The following is a 13,710-nucleotide window of genomic DNA, read 5'->3' as shown; positions in this document are numbered from 1 at the left end:
CGCTGCGAGGGCCACGGATGATCTGTGCGGTTGGTTTCGCCGTTGGCGGAAAGGGGATCCGCGGCCCGTCCAGCTCTCTACGGTCGCCTGGCAGGCCACGAAACCGCTGGAGGACACATGGAAACGATCACCGGTACCGCGGCGGGCGTACCGTTCACGGCTCTCCCACCGACCGGCGCCACCGACGGCCCCGCACCGTTGATCGTGACCTGGCACATGCTGGACGCGCCGCGCACGGACGCGGCCTTCGCGGCCGCGTTGCCCATGAGCGGGGTGCCCGCCTGGCGGGTGCACCTGGGCATGCCGATGTGTGGTGCACGGATGGTCGACGGCCGCGTCGACGCCATTCTCGAACTCGCCCGCAAGGACGCCTTGATGGCTTTCCTGGCCCCGTTCGTCCACCAAGCGGCCGACGAGTTCCCGGCCGCGCTGGTCGCGCTGCGCGATCAGCTTCCCGTCGACGACGAGCCGATCGGCATCCTGGGCGGTTCGCTCGGCGGTGCCGTGGCGCTGGAGGTGCTGGCCACCCGCCGGGCCCCGATCACGGCGGTCGCGCTGGTCAATCCGGCTGTGCGGATTCGGTCCGTCATCGGGCTCGTCCACCGCGACATGGCCGGCTCCGAGCTGGAGTATCCGTGGACCGTCGAATCCCGCACGACCGCCGACGAACTGGACTTCGTCGCCCGAGCCGGAGACATCGCGGCGGACACTCCGCTGCTGCTCGTCAGCGGCGAGCTGGACCACCCGGCGCTGCGGACGGACGCGGCTGCGCTGGTCGACGCGCTACACAGGCGGTACGCCGACCCGGACGAGGTCGAGCTGAGGACCGTGCCGGGCCTGGCGCACCCGCTGGCCGACGAGCCCGGCCTGGAACCGGCCCCGCAGCTGCCCACGGCCAAGGCGGTCGACGAGATCCTGACGCAGTGGTTCCTCCGGCAGCTCACGGCGAAGTGAGCGACGCCGCGCGAACGTGGATCTGACGCACGGCAGTCACGGGCGTGAGCACGAGGGCAGCGAACCACCGGGAAGATGCACACACGGAGCTCTCCCGCGGGCGGGGCTGGACGGTCGTCGCATGACAGCTCCGTCGCCAGTCGCTCGCCTCTCGTCCGCGAATCGCCGTTGATGTTCGCCCTATTGCGGAGCTGACCAAGCCCGTCCCTCGCGTGGTTGCTGGGCAGCGGCACGGCGGGCCGGAATTGTCGGTGCCCGGGGCTAGACTCGAACACATGTTCGAGATTGGTGTGGAGACTGCGCCCGACCCGCAGACCGCACCGCTGTCCTGGTCCGGGTACACCCCCGACGGGATCATGACCATGCTCCTGGCCCAAGCCGGGCCGACCTCCGACCGGTTCGAACTGCTGGAACGGATCGGGGGCTGGGAGAAAATCATCGCCTGGGCCCAGGCCCGCCAGTACGAGGAGATCGCCCAGTTCGTCGCCTCCGCCGAAACCACCCCGGCCGCGGGATGAACGCGGTGCAGGCGGTGGAGTCCGCGCAGGCCGAGGTCGCGTTGATGCTGCGGCTCTCCCCCGGCGGGGCCGCGTGGCGGGTCGGTGAGGCCCGGCAACTGGTCGAGGAGTTCCCGGCCACGTTCGCCGCGTTGCATGCCGGGGCGATCACGCTGACCAAGGCGCGGATCATCACCGATGGCTGCGCCGACCTCGATGCCGCCGCGGCGGCGGTGGTCGAACAGAAGGTGTTGCCGCAGGCACCGGAGCAGACCAACGGCCAGTTGCGCGCCGCGGTCCGACGCGCCGTCCTGCGCGCGGACTCAGAAGCCGCGCTGCGACGGCGGGAACGCAAGCGCCGTGAGCGCGGGGTCGTTCTCTATCCGGAACGCGACGGCATGGCCACCCTGTCGGCGACGTTGCCGGCGGCCGAGGCGGTGGGCACGTTCGCCGTGTTGGATCAGCATGCCCGCGGCTGCGGGAGTGCGGATGAGCGGTCGATGGCGGCGCGGCGGGCGGATGCGTTGGTGGATCTGGTGTTGCGCGAGACCGGGTTCTGTAGCACCGCCAGCCAGCAAGTGGCCGAGAACAGCGCCGCCACCACTTCGGCCGTCTCCTCCGTCATCGCGACTACCGACCCTGCAGACACCCAGAAGGCTCCCGCCCACACATCGACAGACACCACCCCGCCCGCCAACCAGGCCCGGTCCCTCGACGACAGCTTCCCGATCTCCCGGCCGGACGCGCCGGTGCCAGGATCGGAGCGGCTTCCCGGGATCACACCCGACGGCGGGGTACCCACGGTGACCAACAAGGTGTCGGTGCAGATCCGGGTCACCGTCCCACTCGACACCCTGCGCGGGACCAGTGACGAACCCGGCGAACTCGCCGGCTACGGGCCGATCCCCGCCGAGCAGGCTCGGGAGTTGGCGGCGGATCCGGAGAGTGTCTGGCGCCGACTGGTCACCGACCCCCTCAGCGGCGCCCTGCTCGACTACGGCACCACCCGCTACCGACCACCACCACACCTGACCGAACACCTCATCGCCCGCCACCAGCACTGCCAACACCCCGGCTGCCGCGTACCCGCACACCTGTGCGACCTCGACCACAACCAGCCCTACAACCCCACCAACGACCAAGGCCCCACCTCGGCCGCCAACCTCGGACCCAAATGCCGACCGCACCACCGGCTGAAGGGCTACCCCGGGTGGAGCGTCAACCAACACGTCGACGGATCGATCATCTGGACCACACCCAGCGGCCACACCTACCGGGTCGACCCACCACCACTCACCGAACCCCGCCCCAGCACGGCAGCCGACGATGAACCACCACCGTTCTGAGCATGCGGTGAACCGTGACGGGTCGATGTCAGGCGTCGATGTCGATCGTGAACGGTCTCTCGAGGTGGTGGCCGCCCGTCCACCTGTCCTCCAGCGCGTGCAACGCCTGTTCCTCGGTCATCTCGCCGAGCACGGGACTGCCACGGGTCGGGAGCCGCGGCGCCTGCCCGTGCACGACCTCCCGGATCAAGGACCGGTACTCGTCGGTCGAACCCGCGCCCGAGCCCCAGCCCGGGCGCGGCACGCCTCGTGCACCGGTCATCCGATCGTTGTCCGCGGCGCTGTCGTACCTGCCGCGCATCGCGTAGTTCGTCAGGGCCGACTGCACCATGACATCGACGAGCAGCCGGCTGTTCTTCCCGGCCCTCGCTCCGAAGTCGTACTCGCGGAACAGCCGCCCGCCGTGCTCGCGGAGCGCACGCGCAGGGGCGCCCCCGTCGGGCTTGACCCAGATCCCCAGCTCGTTCTCGGAGATCAGGAGTGCGTTGAAGGTCCCCTCCAACCACAGCATCCGTTGCTTGATCACCTCGCGACGAAGCGGCCGCACGATCCAGAACCCCATCACCGGCGAGGTGAGCCCTTCCACGATGCGCGCGTACTCGCCCGGCGTCTCGGAGATCAGAGGCAGGACATGAGCGGCAGAGACGCACGTCGTCGTGTCGAGCTGTCCGCCCGTGAACTCGACGTTCACGATCTGCGTGTTGCTCGCCGGGCGGTGGATCCGCTCGAGCAGGCCCCAATAGACATGGCGCCGGTCCATCCCCCGGGCTCGGGGCTCGGTCAGGCACTTCATCAGCAGCTCGGCCAGGGACTGGCCGGACTCCGCGGTGATCGGATGCAGAATGCCCCGGCGTTGGAGGACGTCGATCACCGGGCGGGACGCGGGCTCCAGACGCCGCAGTTCGCCGCAGTACTCGCGGCACATCAGTCCGCGCCCCAGTCGAGTGCCGCGTCGCCCCGTCCCACGCTCACGAGGAGCCGGATGGGCGAGATCGGACCGGAAACGAGGCTGACGAGATCACGGGCACTGCGCTCCTGGTCCACGGCGGTGCACTCGACCGCTGACCACGGTCCGTTACAGGGTTTCCACGCTCCGAACAAGCCACGCGCACGAAGTTATCGCGAACCGGACAAAACGGGTGTCACTTCGGGTCTTCTTTTTCACACCCTTCACGCCCGTATCCAGCAGATGGCCGCCGTCCGCCGGTTGTCACGAGCGGGTCGTCGTCCTCGGCCGCAGCGCAGAGGGGAAGGATGGGCGCTCATCACAGCTGATGAGGCGTCGAGACGACCAAGTCCGGCGCAGATCATGCCCACAGCTCGATCCGAAGGGCCCGATGTCGTGACCCCCTTGCCCGACTTCCAACTCGAGACCTACTTCTCGCGCTGGGAGTTCACGGCGCGGTACCACCTCACCGCGTCCGACGCGCAGACGATGACGATGACCGAGCTGCTCGCGCTGGCGGATGACCACGACCGCGCGGCGTGGGAGACGTTGTCGCTCGGGTACACCGAGACATTCGGCGACCCTGCGCTCCGGCAGGCCATCGCCGAGATGTACTCGGCGGCCGAATCCGACGACGTCCTCTGCTTCGCCGGCGCCGAGGAAGGCCTCTACCTCGCGATGCAGGTGCTGCTCGGCCCCGATGACCACGCCGTCGTCGTCACGCCCAACTACCAGGCGGCGGAGACGGTGCCGCTCGCCTTGTGTTCCGTCACGGGCGTCGCCCTCAGACCGGAGAACGACTGGAACCTCGACGTCGACGAGGTCAAGGCCGCGCTACGACCCGGCACGCGGGTGGTCTCGGTCAACTTTCCGCACAACCCGACCGGCAAGGTCATGGACGCAGCGGAGTTCGCCCGGCTCGCGCAGCTGTGCGACGAGCGCGGCATCCATCTGTTCAGCGACGAGGTGTATCGCGGCCTCGAGCTCGACCAGCGCCGCACCCTCCCCAACGCGACCGACCTCTCGGAGCGGGCGCTCTCGCTGAACGTCACGTCGAAGTCGCTCGGGCTGCCCGGATTGCGCGTCGGGTGGATCGTCTGCCGGGACCGGGAGCTGCTCTCCCGCCTGGAGCGCGCCAAGCACTACACCACCATCTGCAACTCGGCGCCCTCCGAGATCCTCGCCCGCATCGCCGTGAAGGCGCGGGAGACAATCCTGGAGCGCAACCGCGCGATCATCGCCGCCAACCTTCCGGTCTTCGAGAGCTTCTTCACCGAGTTCGACTCGCTGTTCGACTGGCACGCACCGGACGGCGGGTGCGTCACGTACCTGCGTTACAAGGGTGCCGACGGGGTCGAGAGGTTCTGCGCCGACCTCGTGAACGAAGCTGGTGTTCTTCTCCTCCCGGCGAGCATCTACCGCTCACAGCTCACCGCGACCCCGCCCGACCATTTCCGGGTCGGCGTCGGCCGGAGTGATCCCGAGCCGGGGCTCGACGCGTTCCGCACCTGGCTGCGGGCACGGGTCTGAATCCCGCGGTGCGGGGGTGATGCCCCCGCGAGCGCATTCTCCGGATCGGTGATCCCCACCGGCGGTTGCGCCGGATCCCACAACTCGTCAGGCTTCTCCGTGGACGCGGAAATATTCCGCAGAATATTCCGCAGAAACGGAGTAACGGAAAGCTGATGGCACCCACAGCGGATCGCAGCGCGGACGAAGCAGAGCGAGCCCGGCAGCTGGTCGAGGCCGAGGAGAAGGCGGAGGCGCTGTTCGCCGAGGTCGCGCGGCGGGGCATCATCGCCCCCGGCCGCCGCGAGGCCCAGGTGAGCGACGACGTGCGGGATCTGGCCGCGGACCTGTTCGGGGTGAGCCGCCACTGGCACAAGCGGATCGTGCGTTCCGGCCCGAACACCCTGCAGCCCTATCGGGAGAACCCACCGGACCGCGCCCTCGCCGGGGACGACATCGTCTTCCTCGACTTCGGGCCCATCTTCTCGGAGTGGGAGGCCGACTTCGGGCGGACGTTCGTGCTCGGCGACGACCCGCGGAAGCTACAGCTGCAGGCCGACCTGCCGCGGATATTCGACGCCGGTCGCGCCTTCTTCGAGACGCACGACGAGATCAGCGGCGCGGAGCTCTACCAGTACGTCGTCGGGGCGTCCGAGGAAGCCGGGTGGCGCTTCGGGGGTGTGCACAGCGGCCACCTCGTCGGCGAGTTCCCCCACGAGACGATCGACGGGGAACGGATCGACAGCTACATCGCCCCGGGCAGCACCGGGCCGATGCGCAGGACCGACCGTGTCGGCCGGGTGTGTCACTGGATCCTCGAGGTGCACCTCGTGGATCCGGATCGTGGTTACGGCGGGTTCTACGAGCAGTTGCTCACCCTGCGGCGCCCCGCAACCGCGGCGGGCTGAGGGAGCTCGCTATTTACAGCAGGTCCTCCAGGCGGATGGGCAGGCGCCGTATCCGGTGTCCCGTCGCGTGGAACACCGCGTTCGCCACGGCGGGCGCCACCCCCACCATCGAGACCTCGCCGAGGCCCTTCACGCCAGGCCCGTTGAGCAGCGAATCCGGCTCGTCGATGAACTCCACGTGGATGTCGGCCAGTAGATCGGCGTTCACGGGCACGGGGTACTCCTCGAGCGAGGTGTTGAGGAAGCCGCCGTAGCGCGGGTCGACCTCGGTGGCCTCACGCAACGTCGCGCCGATGCCCCAGACCACACCCCCGCGCACCTGGCTCTCGGCGGTGCGCGGGCTGACGACGCGACCGCAGTCGGCAACGCTGACCACGCGCGACACGCGCACCCGCCGCGTGGTGGCCTCGATCCTGACCTCCACGAAGTGAGCGATCCAGCTGTAGGAGCTGAACTGCGGGTACTCGGGCCCGGCGAGCGCCACAAGACCACGGCGCAACTGGTCGAGGCTCTCGGGTGGCTGTCCCGGCGCGGTGCGGGTGGTCTCCACCTCGACCGGTGCGCCGCCGAGCGCTGCCACCGCTGCGGCGAGATCGACGGGCCCCTGCGCCGGCACGCCCAGCTCGCGCCGTAGCTCGGCGAGGGCGTCCACGACCACCGGCAACGCGCTGGCGGTACCCCACGATCCGGCAGTGAGGTGCTGCGGCACCGAGCGGGTGTCACCGACGACGACGGTGATGGTGTCGGTCGGGATCCCGAGGTCGGCCGCGACGGTGCGCACGATCGCCGTCCGGATGCCCTGGCCCATCTCGTGGCCACCCGCCTCGACGCGCACCGTCCCGTCCGCCTCGACGCGAGCCCTCGCGACGGCGGCGACCGTGTGGGCGGGATAGGCGCCACCGGCGACTCCCCACCCGATCTCGGTGCCGTCGGCCGCGCGCATCGATCCGGGCTCCGGGCTCCGTCGGGACCAGCCGAAGCGGTCGGCGCCACGGCGCAGGCACTCGGCGAGATAGCGGGACGAGAACGGGTGGCCGGTGACCGGGTCGGTGGCGGTGTCGTTGGCCAGCCGCAGCGCGACGGGATCGATACCTGCGGCGTAGGCGACCTCGTCCACAGCGGACTCGATCGCGAACGCGGCCGGGTGCTCGTGCGGGGCGCGCATGTACCCCGGCGTCTGTACGTCGGTGCGCACGAGCCGCTGCCGGCCCCGGAAGTGGGGGATGCCGTAGAGCCGGGATGCTATATCCGTGTAGGTGGCCGGGAAGAGGTCGTGACGCGAGGTCTGCTGGTCGATCTCGTACACGGCTGCGCGCAGCACGCCTGCCGCGTCGGCTCCGAGTCGCACGCGGTGCCTGCTCAACGGGCGGAAGCTCGCTGCGTGGAAGCACTGCTCCCTGGTCAGCACCAGCTTCACCGGGCGGTCGAGTCTGCGGGCCGCGACCGCGGCGAGGCAGGTGTGCGGCTGCAGCGAGTTCTTCTGCCCGAACGCTCCCCCGGCGGACGGCGAGATCACCTCCACCTGCGCGGGGTCGATGCCCAGCTGCGTGGCCAGCCCGTTCCGAACGGCGCCGCTGTTCTGGGTGCCCTCGTGCACCACGAGTGTGTCGCCCCGCCACTCGACGACGGTGTGGATCAGCTCCATCGGGTTCTGGTGCTGCACAGGCAGGTCGAACACGGAGTCGACCTGCACGGCGCACTCTCCGAGCACCGTGTCAGCGTCGCCGATCACCACGTCGGCGAGGAAGGGCAGCGGGATCGCCTCGGCCTGCACCAGCGTCTCGGCGCCCGGGGCGTCGAGGTCGAGGCTGCTGTCCTCGGTCTCGTACACCGCCTCGACCAGCGCGGCCGCCTCGTTCGCCGCGACGAGGGTGTCGGCCACCACGAGGGCGATCGGCTGGCCCCAGTAGGCGATCCGATCGTCGGTCAGCGGCTGCCGGCTCTGGAACCCGTACCCACCGCCCATGATGAAGCCACCGGACTTCACGCCGGGGTCGCTCTCGTGCGTGAGCACGAGGCGCACTCCCGGCACGGCCTCGGCGTTCGCGATGTCCAGGCGTGCGATCCGGCCCTTCGGCACCCGCGCGATGGCGAACGCGGCATGCAGCACCCCGAGCGGGTTGCGGTCCGCGCCGTAGCGCAGCGCACCCGTCACCTTGGCGTGGGCGTCCACCCGCTCGGTGGGAACAGCGGCGCCGGTCGTCGTGGTGGTCATCGTGTCGCCCGCTCTCCGGCGATCCGCAGCGCGTCGGCGACGGTCCGGATCCCGAGTTCGATCTTGAAGCCGTTCTCCCGGCCCGGCCTGGCCGCTGCGAATGCCGCTTCGCCCGCCTGCCGGGCGGTCTCGGCGGTGAGGGGTTGTCCGAGGAGCGCCTGCTCGGCTTCGGCTGCGCGCCACGGCCTCGTGGCCACACCGCCCAGCCCGATCCGCACGTCCGCCACCGTTCCGTCGGCGTGCAGCGCCACCGCCGCCGCGGCGGACGCCAGCGCGAACGCGTAGGACTCCCGGTCGCGGATCTTGTGATAGGTCGAGCCCCGCCCGGTCGGGGTGGCGGGCACCCGGATCCGCAGGAGCAGCTCCTGCGGTCGCAGGGTGGTCTCCAGGTCCGGGCGTTGCCCCGGCTCCCGGTACAGGTCGGCCAGCGCGACCGTCCGGGCTCCGTCGGGCCCGAGCACGTCGACCTGCGCGTCGAACGCCAGCAATGCCACCGGCCAGTCACCGGGGAAGGTCGCGATGCACGCGTCGCTCGTGCCCAGCACCGCATGGGCACGGTCGAGCCCGCCGATCGCCGCGCAGCCGCTGCCGGGCTCACGCTTGTTGCACGCGAACGGCTCGCCGTGGCGGAAGTAGGTGCACCGCGTGCGCTGCAGGAGGTTGCCGCCGACCGTGGCCATCTCACGCAGCTGCTGCGACGCCGCCTTGGCCAGCGACTCCGCCAGGGCCGCATAGTCCCGCGTGACGACCGGGTCCTCTGCGACGTCGGCCATCCGAGCCCCGGCACCGAAGACGAGCTCATCCGTGCCGGTGCTGTCGATCTGCGACAGTTCGGGGAGACGGTGGACGTCGACCACAGCCGGCGGCGCTTCCACTCCCAGCTTCATCAGGTCATAGAGGGTGGTGCCGCCGGCGAGGAACTTGGCACCCGGCCCGGCGGCGGCGAGGGCATCGAGCGCGTCGGCGACGGTGTCCGGCGCGTCGTACGTGAACGGCCGCACGTCAGCCCTCCACGTCGTCGGCGACGGAGCGGACCGCGGCGACGATCGACGTGTAGGCGCCGCAGCGGCAGAGGTTGCCGCTCATGTACTCGCGGACCGACGCGTCGTCCCGTGCGTGCCCTTCGGCGATGCATGCCAGCCCGGACATCACCTGCCCGGGGGTGCAGTAGCCGCACTGCAGCGCGTCGTGGTCGACGAAGGCCTGTTGCAACGGGTGCAGCTCGCCGTCCGGCCCGGCCACGCCCTCGATCGTCGTGACGGAGCGTCCGTTGACCTGCACCGCGGGGGTCAGGCAGGACACCACCCGCCGGCCGTCGAGATGCACGGTGCACGCGCCGCACTGACCGTGATCGCATCCCTTCTTGGTGCCGGTCAGCTCCAGCCGTTCGCGCAGAACGTCCAGCAGGGACTCACGGGTGTCGATCTCGACCTCGACGTGTTGCTCGTTCACACGGAACGAGGCGCGCACCGTTGTGGCCGGCGGGCCGGTCCGGGTGGGAGTAGCCATGCCCGAGAAGGTAAACGAGCTCTCCCGGCTGCGCATTTTCCGTATTGCTGCCGACCATCGCCGAATTGCGATCAGAAGTGAGGTGGACCACACCCCGCCCGCCGGGTCGAGCGCCTGGTCGAGCGCGGTTTGCTGATGCAGACGGGCTTGCCGGGTCCACCATTCGCCGCAACCGCGGAGGATTTACCGGACCATTACGCGCGGCGCGCTTCCGGACCGGTGGAGCGAATCGGACGAATTCGCGTCCCGGAGGTTCGGGAACGAACCGCGACCGCAGGGCTCCGATTTACCCGGGTGGAGCACTCGCGCGGCGAGCGACGAACACGAACTCGCGACCGGGCCGGTCGGGCGCGTCCCGGACCTCGTCCACGACGTAGCCGTGCCGGATCAGGTCGGATTCGATCTCGGCGCGCTCGCGGAAGCGCAAGGTGGAGTCCGAGGTCAGCACGGCGCCGTCGGAGCCGAAGACCCACGTGCCGCGGAAGCTGACCAGCGGCAGGGCCACCTCCGTCAGTTCGGTCCAGCATTCGACCCGGCCGACGCCGGCGATCTCGGCGACCCGGTAGGTGTCCGTGCGGTTCCACGTGCGCCACTGGCGTCGAGCCGGGTCCCGGCTCTCGACGACGAGACGTCCGCCGGGCCGAAGCGCGTGGTGCACGCCGCGGAGAGTGGCGTCCCAGCCGAGCGGATCGGTGATCGCCTGGGCGACGTTCCCGGTCATCGTGGCGAGATCGACCGCCATCCCGGGAAGGGCTGTGGCGTCCCCGTGGATCCAGGTGACACGGTCCGCACCGTCTCGCCCGCAGGCGTACGCGTGTGAGCCCGCCGCGGGGTCGACACCCGTCACCTGCACCCCGCGGGAGGCAAGGAGCAGCGCGAACGTGCCGGTGCCACAGCCGACGTCGAGCACGCTGCGTGCGCCGAACTCGTGCACGATCGCCGCGTACACGTCGAGGTCGCTGCGGTCGGGGTCGAGCGCGTCGTAGACCGCCACCAGGCGCGGGTGCTCGAAGATCGCGTCGGCCATCGACCTCGCCCTCGCGCCAGCAGGTACGTCCGGTGCCCTGCTCCGGCCGTGATCTTCACCCGGCTCCGCGGGGGCGGTCAACGCGATTAGCGCCGGAAGAGCTCCGGGTTCATCGCGACGTAGTCCGCGACGCCCGACGCTGGGCGTCCGAGGATCTTCTCGACGTCGTGCGTGGCGCGGTCGTAGCGGTTGGACCGGTGCAGCCGGGCCATCGTGCGGATGTGGTCGAGAACGTGGTCGGGGAGCTTGGCGGCTTCGAGTTCCTCGGTGAACTCATCGAGCGGCACATCCTCGTACACGACGGGCCGACCGAGCGCCGCGGAGAACTCCTCGGCCATGGCTGCCAGATCCCGCGACACGGGACCGGTGAGCTCGTAGGTCCGGCCGATGTGTCCGGCAGGCTCCGCGAGGATCGTCGCGACGACATCGGCCACGTCCTGAGCGCTCACCGGTGACGTGCGGCCCGCGCCGAACGGCAGCCTGATCTTTCCCGTCCTCGCGATGGACCCGTACGCGAAGATCATCATGAGCGGGTTCTCCATGAAGATCGTGGGGCGCACATGCGTGGCCGGAAGGCCGGACCAGTCGAGCACCTGCTCGGCGAGCCAGTGCAACCGCTGGTGGCGCGACTCCTCGGTGCTGGTCAGATCCATCTGCGAGACGGTCATCTGGGACATGTTCACGACGACCTCGAGGTCCCCGGCCGCCCGCCCGGCGCTTGCCACGGTGGCGGTCGCCTCCAGGTAATCCGGCGACACCGACATCCCGAAGTACACGCGGCGGCACCCGTCGAGTGCCCGCACGACGTCGGGGGCGCGCGTGAGGTCCGCGGCGACGACCTCGACCCCGCGTGCGCGAAGCGCGTCAGCGCGTTCGTCCTCGCGGTGGACGAGGGCGCGCACCGGAAGTCCGCGCTCCTGGAGCCGTTCGACCACCCGGCCGCCGATGCCGCCGACACCGCCACCGGCCCCGGTCACGAGAATCGGCATCCTGCCTCCTCGTCAATAGTGAGTCTCACCAGCTGAGTCTCATCTGCAGACTAACCAACCTCAGACGAGGACGGCCCCGCCATCGACGGTCAGAACCGTGCCAGTGGTGAAGGTCTGCGTCATGCAGTACAGATACGCCTGCGCGGCGTCACCGACCTCACCGATGCGGCCCACCGGAATCGCCTCCGCGATGTCCCAGTACATCTGCTCGCGCTCAGCCTCGCCCATCCCCGCCCACAGCGGCGACCGCAGTACGCCCGGGCTCACGGCGTTCACCCGGACAGGCGCGAGCTCCACCGCCAACGCCTTGGTCAGTGCCTCCACCGCGCCGCAGATGCTCGCCGGGACGGCCCAACCCGCTCCCGGACGGTCCTTGGCGGTGCCCGTGGTCAACGTGATCGAACCGCCCGGGCGCACCAGCGGTGCCGCTGCCGAGACCGCGGCCAGAGCACTGAAGAAGCGCAGACCGAAGAACCGGCGCGCCTGCTCCACGTCGAGCTCGATCACCGACATCAGCGCCAGCGGCTCGCCTGCGGTGTAGACGAGATGATCGAGCTCGCCCACCTCCTCGATCACGGCACGGACGGTGGCCGGGTCACTCAGGTCCGCGACCCGGCCCACAGCCCCGCCGGGAAGCACCGAGAGTGCCTTGTCGACGCTGGAGCGCCGGCTGGAGACGACGACGACCTCGGCTCCGGCGGACCCGGCACCGGCCGCGACCGCGAGCCCGACGCCCGACGTCCCGCCCAGAACCACGACGCGCTGCCCGTGTAGATCCATGACGAACCTCCTGGTGACGTGCTGGTCAGACCCCTTCACGATGTGCCCGTGGGCGCCGCGACGTCCAAGACTCCTTACCGCGCCTGCAATACCCTGGGGGTATCCGGCCTCATCGCGGACAGGAGGCGCGAGCATGGATGTGGACCTGCGCAAGCTGCGCTACTTCGTCGCGGTCGCCGAGCACCTGCACTTCGGCCGCGCCGCGGCGGCGCTGCACATCGCCCAGCCAGTGCTCTCCCGCCAGATCCGCGCGCTGGAACACGAGTTGAAGAGCCAGCTGTTCGACCGCACCAAACGCGCCACCGCACTCACCCGCGCCGGCGAACAGCTCCTCGTCGACGCCCGGCCCCTGCTCGCCGGCGCCGATGCCCTGCAGCGACGGGTCCAACGTGCCGCACGCGGCCCCGACCACTTCACCGTCGGGTTCATGCCCGGACTCATCGTCACCCCCGCCACGCGCGTACTGGCGGCCCGCCACCCCGACCTCACCGTCGACGTCCTGCGCACCGGCTGGGACGACCAGACCGAGGTCGTGCTCGACGGCCGTGTCGACGTCAGTTACGTTCGCCTGCCCGTCGACCAGCAGGGCCTACAGATCCGCCCGCTGCTCTCCGAACCCCGCGTGGCCGCGCTCCCCCTCGACCACCCGCTCGCGGCGAAGGACGGCATCAGCATCAGCGACCTCGCCCACGAGCACCTCCTGCAGAACCCCGACGCCGTGCCCGAATGGCGCGACATCGCCGTGGAGCTGCGCAACGGCACAGGAGAACCGCCCCGACCCATCCGCACGGTGGAGGAGAAGCTCGAACACGTCGCGGCGGGGCACGGGCTGGTGGTCCTCCCGCTCTCCACCGCCACCTTCTACACCCGACCCGACGTCACCTGGGTTCCCATCGACGACATCGGCCCCAACCGCGTGTGCCTGGCCTGGGACGACGCGCGCACCGACCCGCTCATCCACGAGTTCGTCGAGATCGCCACCGCTCAGGCGGAACAGCTCTCCGCCCCTGCCTGAGCGGTAGCGGCTCCG

General features: G+C 70.3%; 13 protein-coding genes. 6 read left to right on the top strand and 7 right to left on the bottom strand.

Going from position 1 to position 13,710, the window contains the following annotated elements:
* Positions 1-117 precede the first annotated feature (117 nt).
* The 3 genes from MMF94_RS30715 to MMF94_RS30705 all read left to right on the top strand — a co-directional run bounded on the left by MMF94_RS30715 (position 118) and on the right by MMF94_RS30705 (position 2,797).
* Positions 118-954, top strand: a complete 837-nt coding sequence (locus MMF94_RS30715) for a prolyl oligopeptidase family serine peptidase (protein WP_241040901.1) — start codon at positions 118-120, stop codon at positions 952-954.
* Between the two features lie 275 nt (positions 955-1,229).
* A complete protein-coding gene (locus MMF94_RS30710) occupies positions 1,230-1,472 on the top strand; it encodes a hypothetical protein (RefSeq protein ID WP_241040900.1) in 243 nt (80 codons plus the stop codon).
* A complete protein-coding gene (locus MMF94_RS30705) occupies positions 1,469-2,797 on the top strand; it encodes an HNH endonuclease signature motif containing protein (protein ID WP_241040899.1) in 1,329 nt (442 codons plus the stop codon). Before MMF94_RS30710 ends, MMF94_RS30705 begins: the two co-directional genes overlap by 4 nt.
* A 28-nt stretch (positions 2,798-2,825) precedes the next feature.
* Here the strand turns inward: MMF94_RS30705 and MMF94_RS30700 are convergent, their stop codons facing one another.
* Positions 2,826-3,722, bottom strand: a complete 897-nt coding sequence (locus MMF94_RS30700) for a hypothetical protein (protein WP_241040898.1) — start codon at positions 3,720-3,722, stop codon at positions 2,826-2,828.
* Between the two features lie 417 nt (positions 3,723-4,139).
* Here MMF94_RS30700 and MMF94_RS30695 point away from each other — a divergent pair, with 417 nt between their 5' ends.
* Both MMF94_RS30695 and MMF94_RS30690 read left to right on the top strand, forming a co-directional pair.
* The gene (locus MMF94_RS30695) at positions 4,140-5,273 is read left to right on the top strand and encodes an aminotransferase class I/II-fold pyridoxal phosphate-dependent enzyme (protein WP_241040897.1); all 1,134 of its coding nucleotides are present in this window, start codon (positions 4,140-4,142) and stop codon (positions 5,271-5,273) included.
* A gap of 155 nt (positions 5,274-5,428) precedes the next feature.
* Positions 5,429-6,160 (top strand): M24 family metallopeptidase, encoded by a 732-nt coding sequence (locus tag MMF94_RS30690; protein ID WP_241040895.1) that lies wholly within the window; start codon positions 5,429-5,431, stop codon positions 6,158-6,160.
* Positions 6,161-6,173: 13 nt separating this feature from the next.
* On the opposite strand, the gene MMF94_RS30685 is transcribed toward MMF94_RS30690, so the two are convergent.
* The 6 genes from MMF94_RS30685 to MMF94_RS30660 form a co-directional block, all read right to left on the bottom strand.
* The gene (locus MMF94_RS30685; RefSeq protein ID WP_241040893.1) at positions 6,174-8,375 is read right to left on the bottom strand and encodes a xanthine dehydrogenase family protein molybdopterin-binding subunit; all 2,202 of its coding nucleotides are present in this window, start codon (positions 8,373-8,375) and stop codon (positions 6,174-6,176) included.
* Positions 8,372-9,376 (bottom strand): FAD binding domain-containing protein, encoded by a 1,005-nt coding sequence (locus MMF94_RS30680; protein WP_241040892.1) that lies wholly within the window; start codon positions 9,374-9,376, stop codon positions 8,372-8,374. The genes MMF94_RS30685 and MMF94_RS30680 overlap by 4 nt, the downstream gene beginning before the upstream one ends.
* A 1-nt stretch (position 9,377) precedes the next feature.
* Positions 9,378-9,884, bottom strand: coding sequence for a (2Fe-2S)-binding protein (locus tag MMF94_RS30675; protein WP_241040890.1), 507 nt, complete (start codon positions 9,882-9,884; stop codon positions 9,378-9,380).
* Between the two features lie 286 nt (positions 9,885-10,170).
* Positions 10,171-10,911 carry a class I SAM-dependent methyltransferase gene (locus MMF94_RS30670; protein ID WP_241040889.1) on the bottom strand — a complete coding sequence of 247 codons (741 nt, stop codon included), beginning with the start codon at positions 10,909-10,911 and terminating at the stop codon, positions 10,171-10,173.
* An 86-nt stretch (positions 10,912-10,997) separates the two neighbouring features.
* Positions 10,998-11,900: an NmrA family NAD(P)-binding protein gene (locus MMF94_RS30665; protein WP_241040887.1), complete on the bottom strand. Its 903-nt coding sequence runs from the start codon at positions 11,898-11,900 to the stop codon at positions 10,998-11,000.
* A gap of 60 nt (positions 11,901-11,960) precedes the next feature.
* Complete coding sequence (locus MMF94_RS30660; RefSeq protein ID WP_241040885.1) at positions 11,961-12,680, bottom strand: SDR family oxidoreductase; 720 nt, start codon at positions 12,678-12,680, stop codon at positions 11,961-11,963.
* 133 nt (positions 12,681-12,813) lie between these two features.
* Here MMF94_RS30660 and MMF94_RS30655 point away from each other — a divergent pair, with 133 nt between their 5' ends.
* Positions 12,814-13,695, top strand: coding sequence for a LysR family transcriptional regulator (locus MMF94_RS30655; protein WP_241040884.1), 882 nt, complete (start codon positions 12,814-12,816; stop codon positions 13,693-13,695).
* Positions 13,696-13,710 lie beyond the last annotated feature (15 nt).

Source organism: Pseudonocardia alaniniphila (assembly GCF_022524485.1).
Taxonomy (GTDB): domain Bacteria; phylum Actinomycetota; class Actinomycetes; order Mycobacteriales; family Pseudonocardiaceae; genus Pseudonocardia; species Pseudonocardia alaniniphila.
The sequence above is the reverse complement of the archived record's forward strand: the minus strand, read 5'-3'. Positions and strand labels throughout refer to the sequence as shown.

Excerpts from the sequence above, each read along its gene's own strand:
- MMF94_RS30715 (WP_241040901.1), top strand. The coding sequence starts at position 118 with ATGGAAACGATCACCGGTACCGCGGCGGGCGTACCGTTCACGGCTCTC.
- MMF94_RS30710 (WP_241040900.1), top strand. The coding sequence starts at position 1,230 with ATGTTCGAGATTGGTGTGGAGACTGCGCCCGACCCGCAGACCGCACCG.
- MMF94_RS30705 (WP_241040899.1), top strand. The coding sequence starts at position 1,469 with ATGAACGCGGTGCAGGCGGTGGAGTCCGCGCAGGCCGAGGTCGCGTTG.
- MMF94_RS30700 (WP_241040898.1), bottom strand. The coding sequence starts at position 3,722 with ATGTGCCGCGAGTACTGCGGCGAACTGCGGCGTCTGGAGCCCGCGTCC.
- MMF94_RS30690 (WP_241040895.1), top strand. The coding sequence starts at position 5,429 with ATGGCACCCACAGCGGATCGCAGCGCGGACGAAGCAGAGCGAGCCCGG.
- MMF94_RS30685 (WP_241040893.1), bottom strand. The coding sequence starts at position 8,375 with ATGACCACCACGACGACCGGCGCCGCTGTTCCCACCGAGCGGGTGGAC.
- MMF94_RS30675 (WP_241040890.1), bottom strand. The coding sequence starts at position 9,884 with ATGGCTACTCCCACCCGGACCGGCCCGCCGGCCACAACGGTGCGCGCC.
- MMF94_RS30670 (WP_241040889.1), bottom strand. The coding sequence starts at position 10,911 with ATGGCCGACGCGATCTTCGAGCACCCGCGCCTGGTGGCGGTCTACGAC.
- MMF94_RS30665 (WP_241040887.1), bottom strand. The coding sequence starts at position 11,900 with ATGCCGATTCTCGTGACCGGGGCCGGTGGCGGTGTCGGCGGCATCGGC.
- MMF94_RS30660 (WP_241040885.1), bottom strand. The coding sequence starts at position 12,680 with ATGGATCTACACGGGCAGCGCGTCGTGGTTCTGGGCGGGACGTCGGGC.
- MMF94_RS30655 (WP_241040884.1), top strand. The coding sequence starts at position 12,814 with ATGGATGTGGACCTGCGCAAGCTGCGCTACTTCGTCGCGGTCGCCGAG.